The organism is Mesorhizobium sp. BH1-1-4, assembly GCF_020165665.1.
Taxonomy (GTDB): domain Bacteria; phylum Pseudomonadota; class Alphaproteobacteria; order Rhizobiales; family Rhizobiaceae; genus Mesorhizobium.
The window spans coordinates 75,723-100,617 of sequence record NZ_JAIUIN010000003.1 but is presented as its reverse complement, the minus strand read 5'-3'; the positions used below and the strand labels follow the sequence as shown (position 1 = coordinate 100,617).

At 62.5% G+C, this 24,895-nt stretch carries 28 protein-coding genes; 2 read left to right on the top strand and 26 right to left on the bottom strand.

Annotation, left to right across the window (positions count from 1 at the left end; genetic code table 11):
• Positions 1-10 precede the first annotated feature (10 nt).
• The 23 genes from rpsE to rpsL all read right to left on the bottom strand — a co-directional run bounded on the left by rpsE (position 11) and on the right by rpsL (position 13,374).
• The gene (gene rpsE, locus LB569_RS06910; RefSeq protein WP_032933400.1) at positions 11-574 is read right to left on the bottom strand and encodes a 30S ribosomal protein S5; all 564 of its coding nucleotides are present in this window, start codon (positions 572-574) and stop codon (positions 11-13) included.
• Between the two features lie 76 nt (positions 575-650).
• Complete coding sequence (gene rplR / locus LB569_RS06905) at positions 651-1,010, bottom strand: 50S ribosomal protein L18 (protein WP_140701056.1); 360 nt, start codon at positions 1,008-1,010, stop codon at positions 651-653.
• 137 nt (positions 1,011-1,147) lie between these two features.
• A complete protein-coding gene (gene rplF / locus LB569_RS06900; protein WP_013895694.1) occupies positions 1,148-1,681 on the bottom strand; it encodes a 50S ribosomal protein L6 in 534 nt (177 codons plus the stop codon).
• Positions 1,682-1,769: 88 nt separating this feature from the next.
• Positions 1,770-2,168, bottom strand: coding sequence for a 30S ribosomal protein S8 (gene rpsH, locus LB569_RS06895; protein WP_006205453.1), 399 nt, complete (start codon positions 2,166-2,168; stop codon positions 1,770-1,772).
• 12 nt (positions 2,169-2,180) lie between these two features.
• A complete protein-coding gene (gene rpsN / locus LB569_RS06890; protein WP_010909282.1) occupies positions 2,181-2,486 on the bottom strand; it encodes a 30S ribosomal protein S14 in 306 nt (101 codons plus the stop codon).
• A gap of 27 nt (positions 2,487-2,513) precedes the next feature.
• Positions 2,514-3,092, bottom strand: a complete 579-nt coding sequence (gene rplE, locus LB569_RS06885) for a 50S ribosomal protein L5 (protein ID WP_224691582.1) — start codon at positions 3,090-3,092, stop codon at positions 2,514-2,516.
• Positions 3,085-3,399, bottom strand: a complete 315-nt coding sequence (gene rplX / locus LB569_RS06880) for a 50S ribosomal protein L24 (protein WP_006205456.1) — start codon at positions 3,397-3,399, stop codon at positions 3,085-3,087. Before rplX ends, rplE begins: the two co-directional genes overlap by 8 nt.
• Before the next feature lie 12 nt (positions 3,400-3,411).
• A complete protein-coding gene (gene rplN / locus LB569_RS06875) occupies positions 3,412-3,780 on the bottom strand; it encodes a 50S ribosomal protein L14 (RefSeq protein ID WP_006205457.1) in 369 nt (122 codons plus the stop codon).
• Between the two features lie 72 nt (positions 3,781-3,852).
• The gene (gene rpsQ / locus LB569_RS06870; protein WP_006205458.1) at positions 3,853-4,092 is read right to left on the bottom strand and encodes a 30S ribosomal protein S17; all 240 of its coding nucleotides are present in this window, start codon (positions 4,090-4,092) and stop codon (positions 3,853-3,855) included.
• 4 nt (positions 4,093-4,096) lie between these two features.
• Positions 4,097-4,297, bottom strand: a complete 201-nt coding sequence (gene rpmC, locus LB569_RS06865) for a 50S ribosomal protein L29 (protein WP_140701052.1) — start codon at positions 4,295-4,297, stop codon at positions 4,097-4,099.
• A 13-nt stretch (positions 4,298-4,310) separates the two neighbouring features.
• Positions 4,311-4,724 (bottom strand): 50S ribosomal protein L16, encoded by a 414-nt coding sequence (gene rplP, locus LB569_RS06860; protein ID WP_140701049.1) that lies wholly within the window; start codon positions 4,722-4,724, stop codon positions 4,311-4,313.
• 27 nt (positions 4,725-4,751) lie between these two features.
• Positions 4,752-5,477, bottom strand: coding sequence for a 30S ribosomal protein S3 (gene rpsC / locus LB569_RS06855; RefSeq protein ID WP_010909278.1), 726 nt, complete (start codon positions 5,475-5,477; stop codon positions 4,752-4,754).
• A complete protein-coding gene (gene rplV, locus LB569_RS06850; RefSeq protein ID WP_010909277.1) occupies positions 5,477-5,866 on the bottom strand; it encodes a 50S ribosomal protein L22 in 390 nt (129 codons plus the stop codon). Before rplV ends, rpsC begins: the two co-directional genes overlap by 1 nt.
• A gap of 2 nt (positions 5,867-5,868) precedes the next feature.
• A complete protein-coding gene (gene rpsS, locus LB569_RS06845; RefSeq protein WP_015317982.1) occupies positions 5,869-6,147 on the bottom strand; it encodes a 30S ribosomal protein S19 in 279 nt (92 codons plus the stop codon).
• Between the two features lie 16 nt (positions 6,148-6,163).
• Positions 6,164-6,997, bottom strand: a complete 834-nt coding sequence (gene rplB, locus LB569_RS06840) for a 50S ribosomal protein L2 (protein WP_013895698.1) — start codon at positions 6,995-6,997, stop codon at positions 6,164-6,166.
• 22 nt (positions 6,998-7,019) lie between these two features.
• Positions 7,020-7,313 (bottom strand): 50S ribosomal protein L23, encoded by a 294-nt coding sequence (locus tag LB569_RS06835; RefSeq protein WP_010909275.1) that lies wholly within the window; start codon positions 7,311-7,313, stop codon positions 7,020-7,022.
• Entirely contained in the window at positions 7,310-7,930 is a 621-nt protein-coding gene (gene rplD / locus LB569_RS06830) for a 50S ribosomal protein L4 (RefSeq protein ID WP_224691581.1), read from the bottom strand. The genes LB569_RS06835 and rplD overlap by 4 nt, the downstream gene beginning before the upstream one ends.
• Positions 7,930-8,652 (bottom strand): 50S ribosomal protein L3, encoded by a 723-nt coding sequence (rplC, locus tag LB569_RS06825; protein ID WP_140701045.1) that lies wholly within the window; start codon positions 8,650-8,652, stop codon positions 7,930-7,932. The genes rplD and rplC overlap by 1 nt, the downstream gene beginning before the upstream one ends.
• A gap of 61 nt (positions 8,653-8,713) precedes the next feature.
• A complete protein-coding gene (rpsJ, locus tag LB569_RS06820) occupies positions 8,714-9,022 on the bottom strand; it encodes a 30S ribosomal protein S10 (RefSeq protein WP_010909272.1) in 309 nt (102 codons plus the stop codon).
• A 69-nt stretch (positions 9,023-9,091) separates the two neighbouring features.
• On the bottom strand, positions 9,092-10,267 hold the full coding sequence (tuf, locus tag LB569_RS06815) for an elongation factor Tu (protein ID WP_224534536.1): 1,176 nt from the start codon (positions 10,265-10,267) through the stop codon (positions 9,092-9,094).
• 68 nt (positions 10,268-10,335) lie between these two features.
• A complete protein-coding gene (fusA, locus tag LB569_RS06810; RefSeq protein ID WP_224691580.1) occupies positions 10,336-12,426 on the bottom strand; it encodes an elongation factor G in 2,091 nt (696 codons plus the stop codon).
• Between the two features lie 29 nt (positions 12,427-12,455).
• Positions 12,456-12,926 carry a 30S ribosomal protein S7 gene (gene rpsG / locus LB569_RS06805; RefSeq protein WP_008875664.1) on the bottom strand — a complete coding sequence of 157 codons (471 nt, stop codon included), beginning with the start codon at positions 12,924-12,926 and terminating at the stop codon, positions 12,456-12,458.
• A 76-nt stretch (positions 12,927-13,002) separates the two neighbouring features.
• Positions 13,003-13,374 carry a 30S ribosomal protein S12 gene (rpsL, locus tag LB569_RS06800; RefSeq protein ID WP_006333356.1) on the bottom strand — a complete coding sequence of 124 codons (372 nt, stop codon included), beginning with the start codon at positions 13,372-13,374 and terminating at the stop codon, positions 13,003-13,005.
• A gap of 483 nt (positions 13,375-13,857) precedes the next feature.
• On the opposite strand from rpsL, the gene LB569_RS06795 reads away from it, so the two are divergent.
• Both LB569_RS06795 and LB569_RS06790 read left to right on the top strand, forming a co-directional pair.
• The gene (locus LB569_RS06795) at positions 13,858-14,139 is read left to right on the top strand and encodes a transcriptional regulator (RefSeq protein WP_140710747.1); all 282 of its coding nucleotides are present in this window, start codon (positions 13,858-13,860) and stop codon (positions 14,137-14,139) included.
• 133 nt (positions 14,140-14,272) lie between these two features.
• Positions 14,273-15,208 carry a Gfo/Idh/MocA family protein gene (locus tag LB569_RS06790; protein ID WP_224691579.1) on the top strand — a complete coding sequence of 312 codons (936 nt, stop codon included), beginning with the start codon at positions 14,273-14,275 and terminating at the stop codon, positions 15,206-15,208.
• 287 nt (positions 15,209-15,495) lie between these two features.
• On the opposite strand, the gene LB569_RS06785 is transcribed toward LB569_RS06790, so the two are convergent.
• From LB569_RS06785 to rpoB, 3 genes are all read right to left on the bottom strand, one after another.
• Positions 15,496-16,173 (bottom strand): O-methyltransferase, encoded by a 678-nt coding sequence (locus tag LB569_RS06785; protein WP_224691578.1) that lies wholly within the window; start codon positions 16,171-16,173, stop codon positions 15,496-15,498.
• Positions 16,174-16,351: 178 nt separating this feature from the next.
• Positions 16,352-20,548 carry a DNA-directed RNA polymerase subunit beta' gene (gene rpoC, locus LB569_RS06780; protein WP_140710753.1) on the bottom strand — a complete coding sequence of 1,399 codons (4,197 nt, stop codon included), beginning with the start codon at positions 20,546-20,548 and terminating at the stop codon, positions 16,352-16,354.
• A gap of 129 nt (positions 20,549-20,677) precedes the next feature.
• Entirely contained in the window at positions 20,678-24,814 is a 4,137-nt protein-coding gene (gene rpoB, locus LB569_RS06775; RefSeq protein ID WP_224534543.1) for a DNA-directed RNA polymerase subunit beta, read from the bottom strand.
• Positions 24,815-24,895 lie beyond the last annotated feature (81 nt).

The window sequence follows — 24,895 nt, the reverse complement described above, 5'->3', positions numbered from 1 at the left end:
GTCAGATCGACTATTCTTCAGCCGCGACGGCGGTGCCGCGGCGGGCCTGAAGGGTCGAATACTTGATGCCGCGCGCGGCAGCCACATCCTTGGGATGCATCTGGCTCTTCAGCGCGTCGAAGGTGGCGCGAACCATGTTGTAGGGGTTGGACGACCCCATCGACTTGGCGACCACGTCATGCATGCCGAGCGTCTCGAAGACGGCGCGCATCGGGCCGCCGGCGATGATGCCGGTACCCTGCTTGGCGGCGCGCAGCAGCACGCGGCCCGCACCCCAGCGTCCCTCAACGTCGTGGTGCAGCGTGCGGCCCGAGCGCAGCGGCACGAAGATCATGTCGCGCTTGGCGGACTCGGTTGCCTTGCGGATGGCTTCCGGCACTTCGCGCGCCTTGCCGTGACCAAAGCCGACACGGCCCTTCTGGTCGCCGACGACGACGAGCGCGGCAAAGCCGAAGCGGCGGCCACCCTTGACGACCTTGGCGACGCGATTGATGTGGACGAGCTTGTCCACCATGCCGTCATCGCGCTCTTCACGCTCGCGGCCGCGGCCGCCTTCCCTACGTTCCTGTGCCATATCCTGTTCCTTGTTCTTTTCCGGAAGCACGGGTTGCTGATTGCCGATGCCGCTTTGGGTCATCAGCGGCGAAAAATCAGAAGCTCAGACCGCCTTCGCGGGCAGCCTCGGCCAGCGCCTTGACGCGGCCGTGATAGATGTACGGGCCACGGTCGAAAACGACTTCCTTGACGCCGGCCTTGGTGGCGCGCTCGGCGATCAGCTTGCCGATCGCGGCGGCGGCGGCGGTGTCGGCGCCGGTCTTGAGCGAACCCTTGAGGTCCTTCTCGAGCGTCGAGGCGGCTGCGATGGTGTGGCCCTTGGCGTCGTCGATCACCTGGACGTAGATGTTCTTCGACGTGCGGTGCACCGAAAGACGCGGGCGCTCGCCGGCGACCTTCTTGAGCTGGCGGCGGACGCGCTGCGCGCGGCGCTGGATGGCTTCCTTGGTACCCATGGTGTCTTCCTTGCCTTCAGAGTCGGGGGCCGCCATATGCGGTAGGCGAAGCGCCTCCCGCGACCGCTCCCCGCGGCGTTACATTTCCGTGGCTTGGTCCTGTCCGAAAAGTCCGTAACTTCCCAGGACCGAGCCGATTACTTCTTCTTGCCTTCCTTGCGGACGATCTTCTCGCCAGCGTAGCGGACGCCCTTGCCCTTGTAAGGCTCGGGACCACGGTATTCGCGGATCTCCGCGGCAACCTGGCCGACCTGCTGCTTGTCGATGCCGGCAACGGTGATTTCCGTCGGCTTCGGGACAGTGATCGTGATGCCGGCCGGCGTCTCGTAGACGACATCATGGCTGAAGCCAAGGGCCAACTGCAGGTTCTTGCCCTGCAAGGCGGCGCGATAGCCGACGCCGGTGATCTCGAGCTTCTTCTCGAAGCCGTCCTTGACGCCCTGCAGGATGTTGACGATCTGCGTGCGCGACATGCCCCATTTGGAGCGGGCGGTCTTGGTCTGGTCGCGCGGCTGGACAGCGATCTCGCTGCCTTCCATCTTGACCAGCACTTCGTCGTTCACGACGAACTTCAGCTCGCCCTTGGGGCCCTTCGCCGTCACGGTCTGGCCGTTGACGGTCGCGGTCACGCCCTGCGGCAGCGAAACGGGTTTCTTTCCAATACGAGACATCAGGTTGTCCTCGTCACTTCTCTTGTTTCAGGTCTCTGTCTTCGGAACGATCCGAAGACCGGATTCCAATTTGCGGTGAGCTGCCAGATCAGAAGATCTGGCAGAGGATCTCGCCGCCGACGTTCTGTTCGCGTGCTTCATGGTCGGCCATCACGCCCTTCGGTGTCGAAAGGATGGCGATGCCGAGGCCGTTGGCGACGTGCGGGATCGACTTGGCCGAAACGTAAACGCGGCGGCCGGGCTTCGAAACGCGGGCGATTTCGCGCACGACCGGAGCACCGTCGAAATACTTCAGCTCGATTTCGATCTCGGACTTGCCGTTGTCGAAGTCGGTCTGGCTGTAATCGCGGATATAGCCTTCAGCCTTCAGCACGTCGAGGACGCGGGTGCGCAGACGCGAGGCCGGGGTCGAGACACTCGACTTCTTGCGGCCATAGGCGTTGCGGATGCGGGTCAGCATATCGCCGAGAGGATCGCTCAATGACATGTTATGTCCTCCTTACCAGCTCGACTTGACCAGGCCCGGGATCTGGCCGTTGTTGCCGAGATCACGAAGCGCGATGCGCGATACTTTGAGCTTGCGATAGTAGGCACGCGGACGGCCGGTGACTTCGCAGCGGTTGCGGATGCGGATCTTGGCCGAGTTGCGCGGCAGGGCAGCAAGCTTGAGCTGAGCGCGGAAGCGCTCCTCCATCGGCTTGGACTGATCCATGATGATCGCCTTCAGGGCAGCGCGCTTGGGACCGTACTGGTCGGCAAGCTTGCGGCGCCTGTTGTTCTTCTCGACTGAGCTGGTCTTTGCCATTTCAGATTTTTCCTTTTCTCGCTGCCGTTACTGGCGGAAGGGGAAGTTGAAAGCCTTGAGCAATGCCCTGGCTTCGTCGTCCGTCTTCGCCGTCGTACAAACGATGACGTCCATGCCCCAGACCTGATCAACCTTGTCGTAGTTGATCTCCGGGAACACGATGTGTTCCTTGATGCCCATGGCGTAATTGCCACGGCCGTCAAAGCTCTTAGGGTTCAGTCCGCGGAAGTCGCGGACGCGCGGCAGTGCGATGTTCACGAGGCGGTCGAGGAACTCGTACATGCGTTCCTTGCGCAGCGTGACCTTGGCGCCGATCGGCATGTTCTCGCGGACCTTGAAGCCAGCGATCGAGTTGCGGGCGCGGGTGACGACGGCCTTCTGGCCGGCGATCATCGCCAGGTCCTCGGCGGCGACCGACGGCTTCTTGGAATCGGCGGTTGCTTCGCCGACGCCCATGTTCAGCACGATCTTGTCGAGGCGCGGAACCTGCATGTCGTTGTCGTAGCCGAACTGCTCCTGCAGCGCCTTGCGGATGGTCTCGTTGTAGACCTTCTTGAGACGCGGCACGTTGGTGGCAGCCGCCTGCTTGTTTTCAGCCTTAGCCATTGATGACTTCTCCCGAGCGCTTGGCGACGCGCACCTTCTTGCCGTCCTTCTGGAAGATGAAACCGACGCGGGTCGGCTTGCCATCCTTCGGATCGGCCAGCGCGATGTTCGACAGCTGGATCGGCGCTTCCTTGGTGATGATCCCGCCCTCTTGGGACTGGGACTGCTTCTGGTGACGACGGATCATGTTGACGCCGCGCACCAGCGCGGTGTCATCCTTCGGCTGAACCGAGAGGACTTCGCCCGAACGGCCCTTGTCCTTGCCGGCCAGCACGACGACCTTGTCGCCTTTTCTAATCTTTTGCATTGGTCCGGCTCCTTACAGCACTTCTGGCGCGAGCGAGATGATCTTCATGTGGTTCTTGGCGCGGAGTTCGCGCGGAACCGGTCCGAAGATACGCGTGCCGATCGGCTCTTTCTTGTTGTCGACAAGAACGGCCGCGTTCTTGTCGAAACGGATCACGCTGCCGTCCGGGCGGCGGATGTCCTTGGCCGTGCGAACCACGACCGCCTTCATCACATCGCCCTTCTTAACGCGGCCGCGCGGAATGGCTTCCTTGATCGACACCACGATGATGTCGCCCACGGAAGCGTATTTCCGCTTCGAGCCGCCCAGCACCTTGATGCACATGACACGACGCGCGCCGGAATTATCCGCCACGTCGAGGTTTGTTTGCATCTGAATCATGACTGGCCGCCTTCTTCTTTTCTAACGGGACGGGCTCGAAGCCCCTCCCCGGTCTGTCCAAAATTCGTTTGTTTACGCCTGGTCCGAGGCCACGACGATCCAGCGCTTATCCTTGGAAATCGGCTTCGATTCCTGGATGAACACCTGATCGCCGACCTTGTGGGCGTTGTTCTCGTCGTGCGCCTTGTACTTCTTGGTCATGCGCACGGTCTTCTTCATCACGGGATGCGTGAAGCGCCGTTCGACCTTGACGACGACCGTCTTCTCATTCTTGTCGCTGACGACGGTGCCCTGCAGAATGCGCTTTGGCATGGTCTTAACCCTTCTTGGCCGCGGCTTTTTCCGCGGCGATGGTCTTGATGCGCGCGATGTCCTTGCGGACCTGCTTCACGCGCGCGGTCTTTTCGAGCTGACCGGTGGCCTTCTGGAAGCGCAGGTTGAACTGCTCCTTCTTCAGGCTGGCCAGATCGTCGGTCAGCTGGTCTTGGGTCTTGGTCCGGATGTCTTCGGCTTTCATGATCAGCCCGTCCTTATTCTGCGATGCGCTGTACGAAGCGCGTCCTGACCGAGAGCTTGGCCGCGCCGAGACGCAGAGCCTCACGGGCGGTTTCTTCATTGACGCCGTCGATCTCGAACATGATGCGGCCCGGCTTGACGCGGGCCGCCCAGTAATCGACCGCGCCCTTGCCCTTACCCATGCGGACTTCGGTTGGCTTCGAGGTGACCGGCAGATCCGGGAAAATACGGATCCAGACGCGGCCGGCGCGCTTCATCTCGCGGGTGATCGCGCGGCGGGCCGCCTCGATCTCACGCGCGGTGACGCGGTTCGGCTCAAGCGCCTTCAGCCCGAAACCACCGAAATCCAGGTTGGTGCCGCCCTTTGCGACACCATGGATACGGCCCTTGAACTGCTTACGGAACTTTGTGCGCTTTGGCTGCAGCATCGTTCTAACTCCAAATTCCTAAATGTCTCAGGCGTTTTCGCGACGACGACCGCGTTCGCGATCACCACCACCGCCATGCGCGGCATCACCCTCGGTGGCGCGACGTTCCGAAGCCATCGGGTCGTGCTCGAGGATCTCGCCCTTGAATACCCAGACCTTGACGCCGCAGATACCGTACGCCGTGTTCGCCTCGGCCGTGCCGTAGTCGACATCGGCGCGCAGCGTGTGCAGCGGCACGCGGCCTTCGCGGTACCATTCCATGCGCGCGATTTCGGCGCCGCCAAGACGGCCCGAGCAGTTGATGCGGATGCCTTCGGCACCCAGGCGCATCGCCGACTGCACGGCGCGCTTCATGGCGCGGCGGAACGCGATGCGGCGCTCGAGCTGCTGGGCGATCGACTGGGCGACCAGGGTCGCGTCGATTTCGGGCTTGCGCACTTCGACGATGTTGAGGTGCGTCTCGGACTTCGTCATCTCCATCAGCTTCTTGCGAAGCTTCTCGATGTCGGCGCCCTTCTTGCCGATGATCAGACCCGGGCGCGCGGCATGGATGGTGACGCGGCACTTCTTGTGCGGGCGCTCGATCACGACCTTCGAGATGGCGGCCTGCTTCAGCTCCTTCTCGAGATACTTGCGGATCTTGATGTCCTCATGCAGCAGCTTGCCGTACTCGCCGGTGTTCGCGAACCAGCGCGAATCCCAGGTGCGGTTGATGCCGAGGCGAAGACCGATCGGATTGACTTTCTGGCCCATTATGCGGCCTCCCCTTTTTCTTCGACTTCACGAACGACGATCGTGAGGTGCGAGAACGGCTTCTCGATGCGGCTGGCGCGACCACGGCCACGAGCGTGGAACCGCTTCATGACGATCGACTTGCCGACATAGGCTTCCGCCACCACCAGCGCATCGACATCGAGGTCGTGGTTGTTTTCCGCGTTGGCAATCGCCGATTCCAGCGTCTTCTTGACCGTGCCGGAAATCCGCTTGGCCGAGAATTCGAGATCGGAAAGCGCTGTCGCGACCTTCTTGCCGCGGATCAGCGCGGCAACCAGGTTCAGCTTCTGCGGGCTGATACGGATCGTGCGCAGAACGGCGCGCGCTTCGTTGTCAGCAAGCCTGCGCGGAGCTTTGGCCTTGCCCATGATTATTTCCTCTTCGCCTTCTTATCCGCGCCGTGACCGTAATAGGTCCGCGTCGGAGCGAATTCACCGAACTTATGACCGACCATGTCCTCGTTCACCGAGACGGGAACATGCTTCTGGCCGTTGTAGACACCGAAGGTGAGGCCGACGAACTGCGGCAGGATGGTGGAGCGACGGCTCCACATCTTGATCACCTCATTGCGACCGCCTTCACGAACCTTGTCCACCTTCTTGAGAAGGTAGCCGTCGATGAAGGGGCCTTTCCAAATAGAACGAGTCACTTGGCGTTACCTCTTCTTAGCTCTTGCGCTGATGGCGCGAGCGCAGGATGAACTTGTCGGTCGCCTTGTTGGACCGCGTCTTCTTGCCCTTGGTCGGCTTGCCCCACGGGCTGACCGGATGACGGCCACCGGAGGTGCGGCCTTCACCACCGCCATGCGGGTGGTCGACCGGGTTCATGGTCACGCCGCGATTGTGCGGGCGCTTGCCACGCCAAACCGTGCGGCCGGCCTTGCCGTCGTTGATGTTGCCGTGGTCGGGGTTCGACACGGCGCCGACGGTGGCCATGCAGGAGCCGTGAACGACACGCTGCTCGCCCGAATTGAGGCGCAGGATCGCCATGCCCTGGTCGCGGCCGACGAGCTGGGCGTAGCCGCCAGCCGAACGGGCGACCTGAGCGCCCTTGCCCGGCTTCAGCTCGATGTTGTGGACGATCGTGCCGACCGGCATCGAGGCCAGCGGCATCGCATTGCCCGGCTTCACGTCGACCGCTTCGCCAGCCACGATCTTGTCGCCGGCGGCAAGACGCTGCGGGGCGATGATGTAGGACAGCTCGCCATCGTCATACTTGATGAGCGCGATGAAGGCGGTGCGGTTCGGATCGTATTCAATGCGCTCGACCGTGCCGACGACGTCGAACTTGCGGCGCTTGAAGTCGATGATGCGGTACGAACGCTTGTGACCGCCGCCGATGAAGCGGGCCGTGATGCGGCCGTGATTGTTGCGGCCGCCCGACTTGGTCAGGCCTTCGGTCAGGCCCTTGACGGGCTTGCCCTTGTAGAGGCCCGAGCGGTCGACGATGACCAGCTGACGGGTGCTCGGCGTTACCGGGTTGAATTTTTTAAGTGCCATTGTCCTGTCCTCGCGGCCTAGCTCAGAGACCCGTCGCGACGTCGATCGACTGGCCGTCGGCCAGCGTCACGATCGCCTTCTTGACGTCGCTCTGGCGGCCGATCGTGCCGCGGAAGCGCTTGATCTTGCCCTTGCGGACAAGCGTGTTCACGGCCATCACCTTGACGCCGAACAGCGCTTCGACGGCGGCCTTGATTTCCGGCTTCGACGCCTTCTTGGCGACGTTGAAGACGACCTGGTTCTGCTCGGAGGCCATGGTCGACTTTTCGGTGATCGCCGGCGAGACGATCACGTCGTAGTGACGAAGGTCGGTCATTTAAAGCGCTCCTCGAGAGCCTCGACGGCGGCCTTCGAAAGGACCAGCGTGCCGCGGCGCAGAATGTCGTAGACGTTGATGCCCTGGATGGGCAGCACGTCGATGTTGGGGATGTTGGTGGCTGCCAGCTTGAAATTCTTGTCAAGCTCGGCACCGCCAACCACCAGGGCGTTGGTCAGGCCCAGCGTCGCGAAATTCGCGATCAGCGCCTTGGTCTTGGCCTCGGTCAGCTTCAGTTCGTCGATGATGATGATCGACGCGCTCTTGGCCTTGGCCGAGAGAGCATGCTTCAAGCCCAGCGCGCGCACCTTCTTCGGCAAGTCGTGCTCGTGGCTGCGAACGACCGGGCCGTGGGCCTTGCCGCCGCCGCGGAACTGCGGAGCGCGTGCCGAATGGTGACGGGCGCGGCCCGTACCCTTCTGCTTGTACATCTTGGCGCCGGTGCGCGCGATTTCGGCGCGGCCCTTGGCCTTGTGCGTGCCCTGCTGCTTCTTGGCAAGCTGCCAGCGTACGACGCGCTGCAGGATGTCCTCGCGCGGATCAAGGCCGAAAATTCCTTCGGAAAGTTCCACCTTGCCGGCGTCTTTACCGCCGAGCGTTGTGATCTTGAGATCCATTATTCCGCTCCCTCTGTGGCCGGAGCCTCGTTCTTCGCAGCTGCCGCGACAGCGCGGATCGCGGCGGGCTTCGGCGCGTTGGCCGGCAGCGCCACCTTGGCCGCGTCGCGGACCAGGATCCAGGCGCCCTTCGATCCGGGAACCGCACCGCGGATGAGGATCAGGCCGCGATCGGCGTCGGTCGAGACGATCTCGACATTCTGCGTGGTGACCCTGACATCGCCCATGTGACCAGCCATATGCTTGCCCTTGAACACCTTGCCCGGATCCTGACGCTGGCCGGTCGAACCGTGCGTACGGTGCGAGACCGAGTTACCGTGCGTCGCGCGGCCACCACCCATGTGGTGGCGCTTGATGACGCCCTGGAAACCCTTGCCGATCGTCGTGCCGGTCACATCGACCTTCTGGCCGGCGACAAAGTGGTCGACGGTGATCTCGGCGCCGACATCGATCAGATTGTCGGCGGAGACGCGGAACTCGGCGAGCTTCGCCTTCGGCTCGACGGAAGCAGTCGCGAAATGGCCGCGCATCGCCTTCGACGTGTTCTTCACCTTGGCCAGGCCAACGCCGAGCTGAACGGCGGTATAGCCATTCTTCTCCTGCGTGCGCTGTGCCACGACCTGGCAGTTCTCCATCTGGAGAACGGTGACGGGAACGTGTTCCCCGGCATCGTTGTAGATGCGGGTCATTCCCACCTTCTTTGCAATCACACCTGAACGCATCGGTTCAATTCCTTTAGAGTTCCGGGCCAGGGGCACCGCCCCTTACCGCGCTCTCATTCCCTTAGAGCTTGATCTCGACGTCGACACCGGCGGCCAGATCGAGCTTCATCAAAGCATCGACGGTCTGCGGGGTCGGATCGACGATGTCGAGCAGACGCTTGTGCGTGCGCATCTCGAACTGCTCGCGGCTCTTCTTGTCGACGTGAGGCGACCGGTTGACCGTGAACTTTTCGATCCGCGTCGGCAGCGGAATGGGGCCGCGGACGTTTGCCCCGGTGCGCTTGGCCGTCGACACGATTTCCTTCGTCGAGGCGTCAAGCACGCGGTGATCAAACGCCTTCAGGCGGATGCGGATATTCTGTCCGTTCATGCGTCACTTCCTTGTTCTGGCGCGGCGCGGGCAACTTCCGCGCCCGCGACAGATCGGTTTAAGTCCAAATTACTCTTTGATGGTGACGACGATGCCGGCACCGACGGTGCGGCCGCCTTCACGGATGGCGAAGCGCAGCTTCTCTTCCATGGCGATCGGCACGATCAGCTCGACATCGACCGTGATGTTGTCGCCAGGCATCACCATCTCGGTGCCTTCCGGCAGCGACACGATGCCGGTCACGTCGGTCGTGCGGAAGTAGAACTGCGGACGGTAGTTGGTGAAGAACGGCGTGTGACGGCCACCTTCGTCCTTGGTCAGGATGTAGGCTTCGGCCACGAACTTCTTGTGCGGCTTCACCGTGCCCGGCTTGGCCAGAACCTGGCCGCGCTCGACACCTTCACGATCAACGCCGCGCAGCAGCGCGCCGATGTTGTCGCCAGCCTGGCCCTGATCGAGCAGCTTGCGGAACATTTCCACGCCCGTGCAGGTCGTCTTGGTCGTCGGACGGATGCCGATGATCTCCAGCTCCTCGCCGACCTTGACCACGCCGCGCTCGACGCGGCCGGTGACGACCGTGCCGCGGCCCGAGATCGAGAACACGTCCTCGATCGGCATCAGGAACGGCTTGTCCAGCGGACGAACCGGCGTCGGGATGTAGGCGTCGACCTGAGCCATCAGCTCGCGGATCGCGTCCTCGCCGATCGTCTTGTCCGAATCCTCGAGTGCTGCCAGAGCCGAACCCTTGACGATCGGAATGTCGTCGCCGGGGAACTCGTTCTTCGACAGAAGCTCGCGAACCTCGAGCTCGACCAGTTCGAGCAGCTCAGCGTCATCGACCTGGTCAACCTTGTTGAGGAACACCACGATCGACGGCACGCCGACCTGACGGGCAAGCAGGATGTGCTCGCGGGTCTGCGGCATCGGGCCGTCGGCGGCCGACACGACCAGGATCGCGCCGTCCATCTGCGCGGCACCGGTGATCATGTTCTTCACATAGTCGGCGTGGCCGGGGCAGTCGACGTGGGCGTAGTGGCGGTTGGCGGTCTCGTATTCGACGTGAGCCGTCGAGATCGTGATGCCGCGCGCCTTCTCTTCGGGCGCCGCGTCGATCTGGTCATAGCGCTTGTATTCGCCGAAATACTTGGTGATCGCAGCCGTCAGCGACGTCTTGCCGTGATCGACGTGGCCGATCGTGCCGATGTTCACATGAGGCTTAGTGCGCTCGAATTTACCTTTGGCCATGTGATGTCTCCATTTCCTGCTCGCCCGTGCGGGCTTTGAATTGCGTTACCGCGGCAGCTCTGTTCGAGTTACGCGTATTTCTTCTGGACTTCCTGGGCGACCGCGGTCGGGACCGGCTCGTAGTGATCGAACTGCATCGTGTAGGCCGCGCGGCCCTGGCTCATCGAGCGCAGGTTGTCGACGTACTTGAACATGTTGGCGAGCGGCACCATCGCGTTGATGACGACGGCCACGCCGCGCGCTTCCTGGCCCTGGATCTGGCCGCGACGGCCGTTCAGGTCGCCGATAACGCTGCCGACGTAATCTTCCGGCGTCACCACCTCGACCTTCATGATCGGCTCGAGCAACTGCACGCCAAGCTTGGGAGCAGCTTCACGGAAGCAGGCACGGGAGGCGATTTCGAAGGCCAGGACCGAGGAGTCGACGTCGTGGTAGGCGCCGTCGATGAGCGTCGCCCTGACGCCGATCATCGGGAAGCCCGCGAACGGACCGGCGCCCATGACGCTCTGGATGCCCTTTTCGACGCCCGGAATGTATTCCTTAGGCACCGCGCCGCCGACGATCTTGGACTCGAAAACGAACTCTTCGCTCTCGGAATTCGGCTCGAACACGACCTTGACGCGGGCGAACTGGCCGGTACCGCCGGTCTGCTTCTTGTGCGTGTAGTCCTGCTCATGCTTGCGGGTGATCGTCTCGCGATAGGCCACCTGCGGCGCGCCGACATTGGCTTCGACCTTGAACTCGCGACGCATGCGGTCGACGATGATGTCGAGGTGCAGTTCGCCCATGCCCGAGATGATGGTCTGGCCGCTTTCCTCGTCGGTCTTGACGCGGAAGGACGGATCCTCGGCAGCCAGGCGGTGAAGGGCGAGGCCCATCTTTTCCTGGTCGTTCTTGGTCTTCGGCTCAATGGCGATCTGGATGACCGGATCGGGGAATTCCATGCGCTCGAGAATGACCGGGTGCAGCGGATCGCACAGCGTGTCGCCGGTGGTCGTGTCCTTGAGGCCCGCCAGGGCGACGATGTCGCCGGCGAAAGCTTCTTCGACGTCGGCGCGCGAATTCGCATGCATCTGCAGCATGCGGCCGATGCGCTCCTTCTTGCCCTTCACGGTGTTGTCGACCGAGACGCCCTTGGTGAGTTTGCCCGAATAGATGCGGGCAAAGGTCAGCGAACCGACGAAGGGGTCGTTCATGATCTTGAAGGCAAGCATCGACAGCGGCTCGTTGTCGTCCGCATGACGCTCGATCTCGGCATCGGTCTTGGCATCGACGCCCTTGATGGCAGGAACGTCGGCCGGCGACGGCAGATATTCGACGACGGCGTCGAGCAGCGGCTGCACGCCCTTGTTCTTGAAGGCCGAGCCGCAGAACATCGGGTAGAACTTGACCGCGATCGTGCCCTTGCGGATCAGCGAGCGGATCTCGTCATTCGACGGCATCTTGCCTTCGAGATAGTTCTCGAGCGCCGTCTCGTCCATTTCGACGGCGGCTTCGATCATCTTCTCGCGATATTCCTCGGCACGCGCCTTGAGGTCGGCCGGGATCTCGACGACGTCCCAGGCAGCGCCCAGGGTTTCGTCGCGCCAAACAAGCGCGTTCATCTCGACGAGGTCGACGACACCCTTGAAGTCGGTCTCGGCGCCGATCGGCAGCTGCATGACGACAGCCTGCGCGCCGAGGCGCGAGCCGATCATCTCGACCGAGCGGTAGAAGTCGGCGCCGATCTTGTCCATCTTGTTGCAGAAGATCATGCGCGGCACGCGATACTTGTCGGCCTGGCGCCAGACGGTTTCCGTCTGCGGCTCGACACCGGCGTTGGCGTCGAGCAGCGCGATGGCGCCGTCGAGCACGCGCAGCGAACGCTCGACTTCGATCGTGAAGTCGACGTGTCCGGGGGTGTCGATGATGTTGAAGCGGTGCATCTTGCCGTCACGGCCCTTCCAGAAGGTCGTGGTCGCGGCGGACGTGATGGTGATGCCGCGTTCCTGCTCCTGCTCCATCCAGTCCATGGTGGCAGCGCCGTCGTGCACTTCGCCGATCTTGTGCGACTTGCCCGTGTAATAGAGGACGCGCTCGGTGGTCGTCGTCTTGCCGGCGTCAATATGCGCCATGATACCGAAATTGCGGTAGTCTTCGATTTTGTATTCGCGGGCCATCGTAGCTGCCTCTCAGTCCTGTTCGCGCTTTACCAGCGGTAGTGTGCGAAAGCGCGGTTGGCTTCAGCCATCTTGTGGGTGTCTTCACGCTTCTTCACGGCGGTGCCGCGGTTGTTGGCCGCGTCCATCAGCTCGCCGGAGAGGCGGTCGACCATGGTGGTCTCGTTGCGGTTGCGGGCAGCCGCGATCAGCCAGCGGATCGCCAATGCCTGGCGGCGCTCGGGACGAACGTCGACCGGAACCTGGTAGGTGGCGCCGCCGACGCGACGCGAACGCACTTCCACATGCGGCGCGACATTGTCGAGCGCCTGATGGAAGACGGTGACCGGCTCCTGCTTGGTCTTCGACTGGACCTGGTCGAGCGCACCGTAGACGATGGTCTCGGCAACCGACTTCTTGCCGTCATACATGACGGCGTTCATGAACTTGGTGACGATCAGATCGCCGAACTTGGGATCCGGGTTGATCTCACGCTTTTCTGCACTGTGACGACGCGACATGGCTTTTGTCTCTCAATCTCGTAGCCCGGCGCGTTCAAGCAGCGCCAAGGCCGGAAAATCTTACTTCGGACGCCCCTTACTTCGGACGCTTGGCACCGTACTTCGAACGGCGCTGCTTGCGGTTCTTCACGCCCTGCGTGTCGAGCACGCCGCGGATGATGTGGTAGCGCACGCCCGGAAGATCCTTGACGCGGCCGCCGCGGATCATGACCACGGAGTGTTCCTGAAGGTTGTGACCTTCGCCGGGGATGTAACCGATCACTTCAAAACCATTGGTCAGGCGGATCTTGGCCACCTTGCGCAGCGCCGAGTTCGGCTTCTTCGGCGTCGTCGTGTAGACGCGCGTGCAGACGCCCCGCTTCTGCGGGTTCTGCTGCATGGCCGGGACCTTGTTGCGCTTCACCGGCGCAATGCGCGGCTTGCGGATCAGCTGGTTGACGGTAGGCATTAAACCCTCTTGTCTCTCAATTCCGTGTCTCGTGCCGGTCAAGGCTCGCTCAAAGCGTCATTTCCATACGCAAATTCGGGCCACAAACCGCGCCTCGCGGTCCTGCCCGAACAAATCGCAGAGGAAGCGGAAGCCGCTTCATGCACGCCGGAAATGTCTTTTCGCTCGTAAAACGAACCCTGTTTGAGGCAAACTCCAAAGCGTGTCGCTTCGGAAGGGAGAGCCTCACATCGGTTCTGACTGGGCGGCTTCTACTCGTAAGCCCGCGAACCGTCAACCCCGCAGCGGCAAATATTGCATTGAAGCCGGGTCTTGGCAGCCATGCGAAAACCGCATGTAATTTTCTTTCGCCGTTTTGCAAGGTCGGGGAAGAAAGTGCCAAGCCTCTGGCAAATTGATTGGCTTGCGGCTGTTGCGAGCCCTTGCTTCATGCGAAAAGGCCGCATGAACAGTGACAATCCCTCGCCGCGAAGGAATCGGCCCGTGAACGACAATGAGGAACGCCCGGTCACCATCATCACCGGCCGGGTGTGGAAAAGGAAAGGCGGCAAGCCGGAAGGCGTCCATGTCATGCTGGTGGCGCCCGACGACGATTCGGCGGTGCGCCGGGCGCTCGAATCGCTCGCCGCGGAAGGCTACGCCGAGGCCGAGCTCGACCAGATCGGCGACATGGAGGGCGAGCCCGACGATGAGCCGCATCTTTCGGCCTTCCAGGGCGCACTCGAAGGCGAAGTCTCGATCGTGACCTTCGACGTGCCGATCTGACCGCGGTTGATGCGCCTCTCGCCTGCCTTTCGCCATGATGCCGATTCGTCGAGACTGGCTGGCATGGCCGACGCTTGCCCGGCATGGCCGATCTGCTAAGAGACGCGCAGTCGTCCAAACCCGGCGGAGCCTCATGTCCCCATCCACCTCGCCCATAAGAATCGGCATTGTCGGCGTCGGCAAGATCGTGCGCGACCAACATCTTCCCGCCCTGGCCAAGAACCAGGGCTACCAGCTTATCGCGGCGGCCAGCCGGCACGGCAAGGTCGACGACATTGCGAATTTCCCCGACATAGAGACGATGCTTGGCGCCGTGCCCGAACTCGACGCGGTGTCGCTGTGCATGCCGCCGCAGTTCCGCTATGACGCCGCGCGCAAGGCGCTGGAGGCCGGGAAGCACGTCTTCCTGGAAAAGCCACCGGGCGCCACGGTCAGCGAGGTCGAGGACCTGAAGGCGCTGGCGACAAGACAAGGCGTTTCCCTGTTCGCAAGCTGGCATTCGCGTTACGCGCCGGCGGTGGAAGCTGCGCGGGCATTCCTGGCTTCGACCAGAATCAAATCGGCGGCGATCGTCTGGAAGGAAGATGTGCGCCGCTGGCATCCGAACCAGGACTGGATCTGGCAGCCCGGCGGCTTCGGCGTCTTCGATCCCGGCATCAACGCGCTGTCGATCGCGACCTACATCCTGCCGGCCATGTACATCACCTCGGCCGTGCTCGACTTTCCCGAAAATCGCGACGCGCCGATCGCGGCCCAGGTCGCCTTCCGCGCGGCGAGCGGATCCGATGTGACGATGGACCTCGACTGGCTGCAGACCGGACCGCAGAGCTGGGACATCCTCGCCGATACGGATGCCGGGAAAATGGTGCTCTCGGGCGGCGGCTCGAAGCTCGCCGTCGATGGCCGTGTCGTCCACGAGGAGCCGGAAGCGGAATATCCGATGCTCTACCGGCGCTTCGCCGAAATCGTGCGCGCCGGCGTATCCGACGTCGACCTGGCGCCGCTGCAGCACGTCGCCGACGCCTTCATGCTCGGCAAGCGCAATGTGGTCGAGGCGTTTTTCGACTGATTTGTGCATGTACGGATCGCGGACCGGCTGGAATGCAAGCTCGTGCCAAGTCGACCCCCACTCCGTCTCGGCTACGCCGAGCCACCTCTCCCCCGATCGACGGGGTAGAGGAAGGGCGCGAACCTATTGCTCGCCAACGCTTGTTCAACGCGGCTTCCTTTCCCTCCGGAGGGGGGAAAGGTGGCGCTGCGAAGCAGCGACGGATTGGGGGAAGCCGGTCGTCAAACGAACAGCCGGTGACAGGGGCGCACGACCGAGCTGGTATGATATCAGCATAATTCAGACAATCATGGTGTGATGTCACTGACGATCGCAATCGCAAAGCCGTCATAGCCTTTGGCGCCTACGGTCTGGATGGCTGTGCCGTCCAGTCGCTTGTCGCCGCCGATGAAGGAAAACGCCGCGCGTGCGCCTTCGACATTGGCGTCGAGGCCATCGTCCTCCAGAACGGCGCCGTCGCGGATGACGTTGTCGCACACGATCACTGTTCCTGGACGCGCCAGCCGCAAGGCCCAGGCGAGATAGTTTGGGTTGTTGGGCTTGTCTGCGTCGATGAAGATCAGGTCGAACGGACCGGCATTCTCACTCGCCAACGCGTCGACAGATTGAACCGCGGGACCGACTCTGAGCTCAACCTTGTCCGCTACCCCTGCCCGCTCGAAATTCGAGCGTGCGACCTTGGCGTGGTGCGGATCGAGTTCGAGCGTCACGACCTTGCCGTCGGCTGGCAAACCCCGCGCCATCCAGATGGTCGAATAGCCGCCCAGCGTACCAATCTCGAGCACCTTTTTCGCACCGCCGATGCGCACCAGCAGTGAGAGCAGTTTTCCCTGAGCCGCCGAGACGTCGATCGCCGGCAGGCCGTGGTCGCGGTTGGCCGCCAGAACCGCGTCGAGAACGGGGTCCGCCTTGAAGAGCGAGGACACGATGTAATCGTCGACAGCCGTCCAGGTCTTCGTGCTCATATGCCTTCCTCCGATCGTTGAAACGAAAAAGCCGCCGGGTTGCCCCGACGGCTTCTGTTGCCTGAGATCTCCAAGCGGTTTGTCGTTTCAAGGAAACGATAAACCGCTCTATTTTCCATGAAGCAATTCCGGGCGGAAAACCGTTGCACACTTTTCCTGGAATTGCTCCCCGCCGCGCTTACTGCGCGGCGGTTGTCATGTCGGCCAGCATCGGCTCGGCGACTTCCACACCGGAGGCCTTGCGGCGCTCATCGATGATCAGTTCGTCACGCGAGGTCGCGATGCGCCGGATCTGGCTCATCGTGCCGCCGGTACCGGCCGGGATCAACCGGCCGACGATGACGTTTTCCTTCAAGCCCTGCAGCATGTCGGTCTTGCCGGCCACCGCGGCTTCCGTCAGCACCCTGGTCGTCTCCTGGAAGGAGGCGGCCGAGATGAAGGACGGCGTCTGCAGCGACGCCTTGGTGATGCCCAAGAGCACCGGCTGGCCTTCGGCCGGCTTCTTGCCGTCCTCGATCAGGCGCTCGTTGACCTCTTCCAGTTCGATCACGTCGACGTGGTCGCCCGGAATGTAGGTCGAGTCGCCCTGCGTGGTGATCTCGACCTTCTGCAGCATCTGGCGAACAATCACCTCGATGTGCTTGTCGTTGATCGACACGCCCTGCAGGCGGTAGACTTCCTGGATCTCGTTGACGAGGTAGGACGCAAGCGCCTCCACGCCCTTGATCGCCAGGATGTCGTGCGGCGCCGGATTGCCGTCGAGGATGTAGTCGCCCTTCTCGATGACGTCGCCGTCCTGGAGATGGAACGGCTTGCCCTTCGGGATCAGGTATTCGACCGGCTCCAGCGTCGAGTCATGCGGCTCGATGATGATGCGACGCTTGTTCTTGTAGTCGCGGCCGAAGCGGATCGTGCCGTCGATCTCGGCGATGATGGCGTGATCCTTCGGACGACGTGCCTCGAACAGTTCGGCAACACGCGGCAGACCGCCGGTGATGTCCTTGGTCTTGGCGCTTTCCATCGGGATACGCGCCAGCACGTCGCCGGGACGAACCTGCGAACCCGGCTCGACCGAGAGAATGGCCTCGACCGAGAGCAGGAAGCGGGCGTCGCCGCCCTTCGACAGCTTGCCGACCTTGCCCTTGGCGTCCTGGATGGCGATCGCCGGCTTGAGGTCGTTGCCGCGCGGCGTCGAACGCCAGTCGATGACCTCACGCTTGGTGATGCCGGTCGACTCGTCGGCCGTTTCCTGGACGGAAATGCCATCGACCAGATCCTCGTACGACACCTTGCCCTCGATTTCGGTGAGGATCGGGCGGGTATAGGGATCCCACTCGGCGATACGCTGGCCGCGCTTCACCTTGTCGCCATCGTCCACGAAGATGCGCGAACCATAGGTGACGCGGTGCGTTGCACGCTCCTTGCCGGCCTCGTCGAGGATCAGCACCGCCATGTTGCGGCCCATGACCATCTGCTGGCCGTCGGAGTTGCGCACCACGTTACGGTTGCGGATCTCGACCTTGCCCTCGTAGGAGGCTTCAAGGAACGAACTATCCACCACCTGCGCCGTACCGCCCATGTGGAAGGTACGCATGGTGAGCTGCGTGCCCGGCTCGCCGATCGACTGCGCCGCGATGACGCCGACGGCTTCGCCCTGGTTGACCGGGGTGCCGCGGGCCAGATCGCGTCCATAGCAGACCGCGCAGACGCCGATCCTGACCTCGCAGGTCAGTGCCGAACGAATGCGGACCGACTGCACGCCGGCCTTTTCGATCTTTTCCACGTCACGCTCGTCCATCAGCGTCCCGGCCTTGACCAGCAGATCGCCGGTCACCGGATGGTTGATGTCGTCGAGCGAAGTACGGCCCAGCACACGCTGGCCGACCGAAGCAACGACCTGACCGGCATCGACGATCGGCTGCATGGTGAGGCCCTTGTCGGTGCCGCAATCCACGGAGTTGACGATGCAGTCCTGCGCCACGTCGACCAGACGACGGGTGAGGTAGCCCGAGTTCGCCGTCTTCAAGGCGGTATCGGCCAGACCCTTGCGGGCGCCGTGGGTCGAGTTGAAGTACTCGAGCACGGTCAGGCCTTCCTTGAAGTTCGAGATGATCGGCGTCTCGATGATTTCACCCGAGGGCTTGGCCATCAGGCCGCGCATGCCGGCGAGCTGGCGCATCTGGGTGGGCGATCCGCGCGCACCGGAGTGCGACATCATGTAGATCGAGTTCATCGGCTTCTGACGGCCATTGTCCTCGAACTCGACCGCCTTGATGCGGGCCATCATCTCGTCGGCGACCTTTTCCGAGCACTTGGCCCAGGCGTCGACGACCTTGTTGTACTTCTCGCCCTGCGTGATCAGGCCGTCGTTGTACTGCTGCTCGTACTCCTTGGCCAAAGCCTCGGTGTCCGACACCAGCTTGATCTTGGTGTCCGGGATCAGCATGTCGTCCTTGCCGAACGAAATGCCGGCACGGCACGCATGAGCAAAGCCGAGCGCCATGATGCGATCGCAGAAAATGACCGTCTCCTTCTGACCGCAATGGCGGTAGACGGTGTCGATCATCTTGGAGATGTTCTTCTTGGTCATCTCCTGGTTGGCGGTCTCGTAAGGCACGTTGACGTTCTTCGGCAGAAGCTCGCCGATGATCATGCGGCCAGGCGTGGTGTCATGGATCTTCGACACGACCTTGCCTTCGGCGTCGACCGTGCGGAAGCGGCCCTTGATCTTGGCGTGCAAGGTCACGGCCTTGGTCTCGAGCGCGTGCTGGAGTTCGCCCATGTCGGCAAACACCATGCCCTCGCCCGGCTCGTTCTGGTTGACGATCGAGAGATAGTAGAGACCCAGGACCATGTCCTGCGACGGCACGATGATCGGCGCGCCGGAAGCCGGGTGCAGGATGTTGTTGGTCGACATCATCAGCACGCGGGCTTCAAGCTGCGCTTCCAACGACAGCGGCACGTGAACGGCCATCTGGTCGCCGTCGAAGTCGGCGTTGAAGGCCGTGCAGACCAGCGGGTGAAGCTGGATCGCCTTGCCTTCGATCAGGATCGGCTCGAACGCCTGGATGCCGAGGCGGTGCAGCGTCGGCGCGCGGTTCAACAGCACCGGATGCTCGCGGATGACCTCGTCGAGGATATCCCAGACTTCCGGACGCTCCTTCTCGACCAGCTTCTTCGCCTGCTTGACGGTCGAGGAGTAACCCTTGGCGTCGAGGCGGGCGTAGATGAAGGGCTTGAACAGTTCGAGCGCCATCTTCTTCGGCAGGCCGCACTGGTGCAGCTTGAGCTCCGGACCGGTGACGATGACCGAACGGCCCGAATAGTCGACGCGCTTGCCGAGCAGGTTCTGACGGAACCGGCCCTGCTTGCCCTTGAGCATGTCGGACAGCGACTTCAGCGGACGCTTGTTGGCGCCGGTGATGACGCGGCCGCGACGGCCGTTGTCGAACAGCGCATCGACGGCTTCCTGCAGCATGCGCTTTTCATTGCGCACGATGATGCCGGGCGCGCGCAGCTCGATCAGCCGCTTCAGGCGGTTGTTGCGGTTGATGACGCGGCGATAGAGATCGTTCAGGTCGGACGTCGCGAAGCGACCGCCGTCCAGGGGGACCAGCGGGCGCAGATCCGGCGGGATCACCGGAACGACCTTCATGATCATCCATTCCGGACGGTTGCCGGATTCCATGAAGTTCTCGACGACCTTGAGCCGCTTCAGATACTTCTTCTGCTTCAGCTCGGACGTGGTCGAAGCCAGTTCCGAACGCAGGTCGCCGGCGATCTTTTCCAGGTCCATGCCGGCCAGAAGGTCATGAATGGCCTCGGCGCCGATCATGGCGGTGAAGGAATCCTCGCCATACTCGTCGACGGCGATCATGTACTCTTCCTCGCTGAGCAGCTGGTGCTCCTTCAGCGCGGTGAGGCCAGGCTCGGTGACGATGTAGTTCTCGAAATAGAGGACGCGCTCAATGTCCTTCAGCGTCATATCGAGCAGCGTGCCGATGCGCGAGGGCAGCGACTTCAGGAACCAGATATGGGCGACGGGGGCCGCGAGCTCGATATGGCCCATGCGCTCGCGCCGAACGCGCGACAGCGTCACTTCGACGCCGCACTTTTCGCAGATGACGCCCTTGTACTTCATGCGCTTGTACTTGCCGCACAGGCACTCATAGTCCTTGATCGGGCCAAAAATGCGCGCGCAGAACAGACCGTCACGCTCCGGCTTGAAGGTGCGGTAGTTGATGGTCTCCGGCTTCTTGATCTCGCCGAACGACCAGGACAGAATCTTCTCAGGGCTGGCAAGCGAAATCCGGATGGAATCGAACACCTGCGCAGGCGCCTGCGGATTGAAGAGATTCATGACCTCTTGGTTCATGCCGTTCTCCTTTTCGGGGTCCTCGAAAACCCCTTGCATCTACCGCGGGCCGAATGCCCGCTGAGTGGTCGGCCCACCGGCCGTAGAATTTGGTAAGCGCGTCGCGGGTTGCCGCGACGCGCCTTTGCCTTATTCGGCCGCGTCGGGCAGCCGGACAGGGTTGTCGTCGAGCTTGGTGTTCTCCAGCTCGACATTGAGGCCGAGAGACCGCATTTCCTTGACGAGCACGTTGAAGCTCTCGGGAATGCCGGCCTCGAACGTGTCGTCGCCACGCACGATCGCCTCGTAGACCTTGGTGCGGCCGGCGACGTCGTCCGACTTCACCGTCAGCATTTCCTGCAGCGTGTAGGCGGCGCCGTAGGCTTCCAGCGCCCAGACCTCCATTTCGCCAAAGCGCTGGCCACCGAACTGCGCCTTGCCGCCCAGCGGCTGCTGGGTGACGAGCGAATACGGACCGATCGAACGCGCGTGGATCTTGTCGTCCACCAGGTGGTGAAGCTTGAGCATGTAGATATAGCCCATCGTCACCTTGCGATCGAACGGCTCGCCGGTACGCCCGTCATAGAGCTGCGACTGACCTGATGTGTGCAGGCCCGCCTGCTCCAGCATGATGTTGATGTCAGCCTCGTGCGCACCGTCGAACACCGGGGTCGCGATGGAGACGCCGCGGCGCATCTGCTCGCTGAGGCGAACGATGCTCTCGTCGTCATACTCGCGGACCGGCTCGTTGCGGTCGTTGGCCGGCATGAAGCTTTCCAACGTCTTGCGCAGCGGCTTGATGTCGCCGGCAGCCTTATACGTGTCGATCAGCTCGCCGATCTTCCTGCCCATGCCGGCGCACGCCCAGCCCAGATGCGTTTCCAGGATCTGGCCGACATTCATGCGGCTCGGCACACCCAGCGGGTTGAGCACGATATCGGCATGCGTGCCGTCCTCGAGGAAAGGCATGTCCTCGACCGGAACGATCCGCGACACGACACCCTTGTTGCCGTGACGGCCAGCCATCTTGTCGCCGGGCTGCATCTTGCGCTTCACCGCCACGAAGACCTTGACCATCTTCATGACGCCCGGAGGCATTTCGTCGCCGCGCTGCACCTTCTCGACCTTGTCCATGAAGCGCTGCTCGAGCGCCTTCTTGGAGTCGTCGTACTGGCCACGCAGGGCTTCCAGTTCGCTCTGGAGCTTTTCGTTCTCCACGGCAAACTGCCACCACTGCGAACGCGGATACTCGTCGAGCGTATCCTTGGACAGCGTCGAGCCCTTCTTGAAGCCTTTCGGTCCAGCGATCGCTTCCTTGCCGACGAGCACGTCGGAAAGGCGCGCATAGACGTTACGGTCCAGAATGGCCTGTTCGTCGTCACGGTCCTTGGCGAGGCGTTCGATCTCCTCGCGCTCGATCGCCATGGCGCGCTCGTCCTTCTCCACACCGTGGCGATTGAACACGCGCACCTCGACGACGGTGCCGAAGGTACCCGGAGGCATGCGCATCGAGGTGTCGCGCACGTCGGAAGCCTTTTCACCGAAGATGGCGCGCAGAAGCTTCTCTTCCGGCGTCATCGGGCTTTCACCCTTCGGCGTGATCTTGCCGACCAGGATGTCGCCCGGCTGCACTTCCGCACCGATATAGACGATGCCGGCTTCGTCGAGGTTCTTCAGCGCTTCTTCCGAGACGTTGGGAATGTCGCGCGTGATTTCCTCCGGACCGAGCTTGGTATCGCGCGCCATGACCTCGAACTCCTCGATGTGGATCGAGGTGAAGACGTCGTCGGCGACGATGCGCTCGGACAAGAGGATCGAGTCCTCGTAATTGTAGCCGTTCCACGGCATGAACGCGACCAGCACGTTGCGGCCGAGCGCCAGATCACCGAGCTCGGTCGACGGACCGTCGGCGATGATGTCGCCCTTGTTGACCCGGTCACCCATGCGCACCAGCGGACGCTGGTTGATGCAGGTGTTCTGGTTCGAACGCTGGAACTTCATCAGCCGGTAGATATCGACGCCGGACTTGCCCGGATCGAGATCCTCGGTGGCGCGGATAACGATACGCGTCGCGTCCACCTGGTCGACGATGCCGCCACGACGCGCGCCGATGGCGGCGCCCGAGTCACGGGCGACGATCGGCTCCATGCCGGTGCCGACGAACGGCGCCTCGGCGCGCACCAGCGGCACGGCCTGACGCTGCATGTTCGAGCCCATCAGAGCGCGGTTGGCGTCGTCGTTCTCGAGGAACGGGATGAGCGCCGCGGCGACAGACACCATCTGCTTGGGCGACACGTCCATCAGGTCGACGTTTTCGCGCGGCGCCATCATCACTTCGCCGGCGCTGCGGCAAATGACGAACTCGTCGACGAAACCGCCGTTCTTGTCGAGCTCGGCGTTGGCCTGCGCGACATGGTGCTTGGCCTCTTCCATCGCCGAGAGATAGACGACGTCATTGGTCAGCTTGCCGTCGACGATCTTGCGGTACGGGCTTTCGATGAAGCCGTACTTGTTGACGCGCGCGAAGGTCGCCAGCGAGTTGATCAGACCGATATTCGGGCCTTCCGGCGTCTCGATCGGGCAGATGCGGCCGTAATGCGTCGGGTGCACGTCGCGCACTTCGAAGCCGGCGCGCTCGCGCGTCAGGCCGCCCGGTCCAAGCGCCGAGAGACGACGCTTGTGGGTGATCTCCGACAGCGGGTTGGTCTGGTCCATGAACTGCGACAGCTGCGAGGAGCCGAAGAACTCGCGCACGGCGGCGGCCGCCGGCTTGGCGTTGATCAGGTCCTGCGGCATCACCGTGTCGATCTCGATCGAGGACATACGCTCCTTGATCGCGCGCTCCATGCGCAGCAGGCCGACGCGGTACTGGTTTTCCATCAGCTCACCGACGGAACGCACGCGGCGGTTGCCGAGATTGTCGATGTCGTCGATCTCGCCCTTGCCGTCGCGCAATTCTACCAGTGTCTTGACCACGGCCAGGATGTCGTCCTTGCGCAGCACGCGCACGGTGTCCTCGGCCTTGAGCTCGAGGCGCATGTTCATCTTGACGCGGCCGACAGCCGACAGATCGTAGCGCTCGCTGTCGAAGAACAGCGAGTTGAACATGGCTTCGGCGGTCTCGAGCGTCGGCGGCTCGCCGGGGCGCATGACACGATAGATGTCGAACAACGCGTCCTGGCGGCTCTCGTTCTTGTCGACGTTGAGCGTGTTGCGGATATAGGCGCCGACATTGACGTGGTCGATGTCGAGAACCTTGATCTCGCTCTCGCCAGTGCCGAGCAACACCTTCAGCGTCTTTTCGTCGATCTCGTCACCGGCTTCGAGGAATATCTCACCGGTGGCGTAGTTGACGATGTCCTCGGCCAGATAGTTGCCAAGCAGATCCTCGTCGGTCGCCTTGATCGCCTTGAGACCCTTTTCGCCAAGCGCGCGCGCCTGACGGGCGGTGATCTTCTTGCCTTGCTCGACCACGACCTCGCCCGTATCGGCATCGACCAGATCGCCGACAGCCTTGAGGCCGCGGAAACGCTCGACGTTGAACGGGATGCGCCAGTGGTCGCCCGCACGGACATAGGAGATCTTGTTGTAGAAGGTCGACAGGATCTCTTCGCCGTCCATGCCGAGCGCCATAAGCAGCGACGTCACCGGAATCTTGCGGCGGCGGTCGATGCGGGCGTGCACGACGTCCTTGGAATCGAACTCGATGTCGAGCCACGAGCCGCGATAGGGGATGACGCGCGCGGCAAACAGAAGCTTGCCCGATGAGTGCGACTTGCCCTTGTCATGGTCGAAGAAGACGCCCGGCGAACGGTGCATCTGCGAGACGATGACGCGCTCGGTGCCGTTGACGATGAAGGTGCCGTTCAAGGTCATGAGCGGCATGTCGCCCATGTAGACGTCCTGCTCCTTGATGTCCTTGATCGACTTGGCACCGGTATCCTCGTCGATATCGAACACGATGAGGCGCAGCGTCACCTTGAGCGGCGCGGCATAGGTCAGGTCGCGCTGACGGCATTCGTCAACGTCGAATTTCGGTCCTTCGAACTCGTACTTCACGAACTCCAGCATGGAGGAGCCGGAAAAATCAGAGATCGGGAAGACCGACTTGAAAACAGCCTGCAGCCCTTCGTCCGGACGTCCGCCCTTGGGCTCGTCCACCATCAGGAACTGGTCATAGGATGCCTTCTGAACCTCGATCAGGTTCGGCATCTCCGCAACTTCCGGGATCTTTCCGAAGAACTTGCGTACGCGTCTGCGGCCATTGAAAGTCTGGGTCTGGGCCATCGTCGCTCCTTAGCTCTAAACTCGGGACGGGCCTCGCCGCGGCCCGCCTTGCATTCCGAGCCACCTGGCCGGCGGCTCTCT

Coding starts and splice junctions, on each gene's coding strand:
- LB569_RS06785 (WP_224691578.1), bottom strand. CDS start 16,173: ATGAGCACGAAGACCTGGACGGCTGTCGACGATTACATCGTGTCCTCG.
- LB569_RS06790 (WP_224691579.1), top strand. CDS start 14,273: ATGTCCCCATCCACCTCGCCCATAAGAATCGGCATTGTCGGCGTCGGC.
- rplC (WP_140701045.1), bottom strand. CDS start 8,652: ATGCGTTCAGGTGTGATTGCAAAGAAGGTGGGAATGACCCGCATCTAC.
- rplR (WP_140701056.1), bottom strand. CDS start 1,010: ATGGGTACCAAGGAAGCCATCCAGCGCCGCGCGCAGCGCGTCCGCCGC.
- rpsG (WP_008875664.1), bottom strand. CDS start 12,926: ATGTCGCGTCGTCACAGTGCAGAAAAGCGTGAGATCAACCCGGATCCC.
- rpoB (WP_224534543.1), bottom strand. CDS start 24,814: ATGGCCCAGACCCAGACTTTCAATGGCCGCAGACGCGTACGCAAGTTC.
- rplP (WP_140701049.1), bottom strand. CDS start 4,724: ATGCTGCAGCCAAAGCGCACAAAGTTCCGTAAGCAGTTCAAGGGCCGT.
- rpsN (WP_010909282.1), bottom strand. CDS start 2,486: ATGGCAAAGACCAGCTCAGTCGAGAAGAACAACAGGCGCCGCAAGCTT.
- LB569_RS06835 (WP_010909275.1), bottom strand. CDS start 7,313: ATGACCGACCTTCGTCACTACGACGTGATCGTCTCGCCGGCGATCACC.
- rplX (WP_006205456.1), bottom strand. CDS start 3,399: ATGCAAAAGATTAGAAAAGGCGACAAGGTCGTCGTGCTGGCCGGCAAG.
- tuf (WP_224534536.1), bottom strand. CDS start 10,267: ATGGCCAAAGGTAAATTCGAGCGCACTAAGCCTCATGTGAACATCGGC.
- rpsJ (WP_010909272.1), bottom strand. CDS start 9,022: ATGAACGGACAGAATATCCGCATCCGCCTGAAGGCGTTTGATCACCGC.
- rplN (WP_006205457.1), bottom strand. CDS start 3,780: ATGATTCAGATGCAAACAAACCTCGACGTGGCGGATAATTCCGGCGCG.
- rplD (WP_224691581.1), bottom strand. CDS start 7,930: ATGGATCTCAAGATCACAACGCTCGGCGGTAAAGACGCCGGCAAGGTG.
- rpsE (WP_032933400.1), bottom strand. CDS start 574: ATGGCACAGGAACGTAGGGAAGGCGGCCGCGGCCGCGAGCGTGAAGAG.
- rplB (WP_013895698.1), bottom strand. CDS start 6,997: ATGGCACTTAAAAAATTCAACCCGGTAACGCCGAGCACCCGTCAGCTG.
- rplV (WP_010909277.1), bottom strand. CDS start 5,866: ATGGGCAAGGCCAAAGCTCCGCGCAGGCTTGCTGACAACGAAGCGCGC.
- rpsL (WP_006333356.1), bottom strand. CDS start 13,374: ATGCCTACCGTCAACCAGCTGATCCGCAAGCCGCGCATTGCGCCGGTG.
- rpoC (WP_140710753.1), bottom strand. CDS start 20,548: ATGAACCAAGAGGTCATGAATCTCTTCAATCCGCAGGCGCCTGCGCAG.
- rpsH (WP_006205453.1), bottom strand. CDS start 2,168: ATGTCATTGAGCGATCCTCTCGGCGATATGCTGACCCGCATCCGCAAC.
- rpsC (WP_010909278.1), bottom strand. CDS start 5,477: ATGGGCCAGAAAGTCAATCCGATCGGTCTTCGCCTCGGCATCAACCGC.
- rplE (WP_224691582.1), bottom strand. CDS start 3,092: ATGGCTAAGGCTGAAAACAAGCAGGCGGCTGCCACCAACGTGCCGCGT.
- fusA (WP_224691580.1), bottom strand. CDS start 12,426: ATGGCCCGCGAATACAAAATCGAAGACTACCGCAATTTCGGTATCATG.
- rpsQ (WP_006205458.1), bottom strand. CDS start 4,092: ATGCCAAAGCGCATTCTGCAGGGCACCGTCGTCAGCGACAAGAATGAG.
- rplF (WP_013895694.1), bottom strand. CDS start 1,681: ATGTCTCGTATTGGAAAGAAACCCGTTTCGCTGCCGCAGGGCGTGACC.
- rpmC (WP_140701052.1), bottom strand. CDS start 4,297: ATGAAAGCCGAAGACATCCGGACCAAGACCCAAGACCAGCTGACCGAC.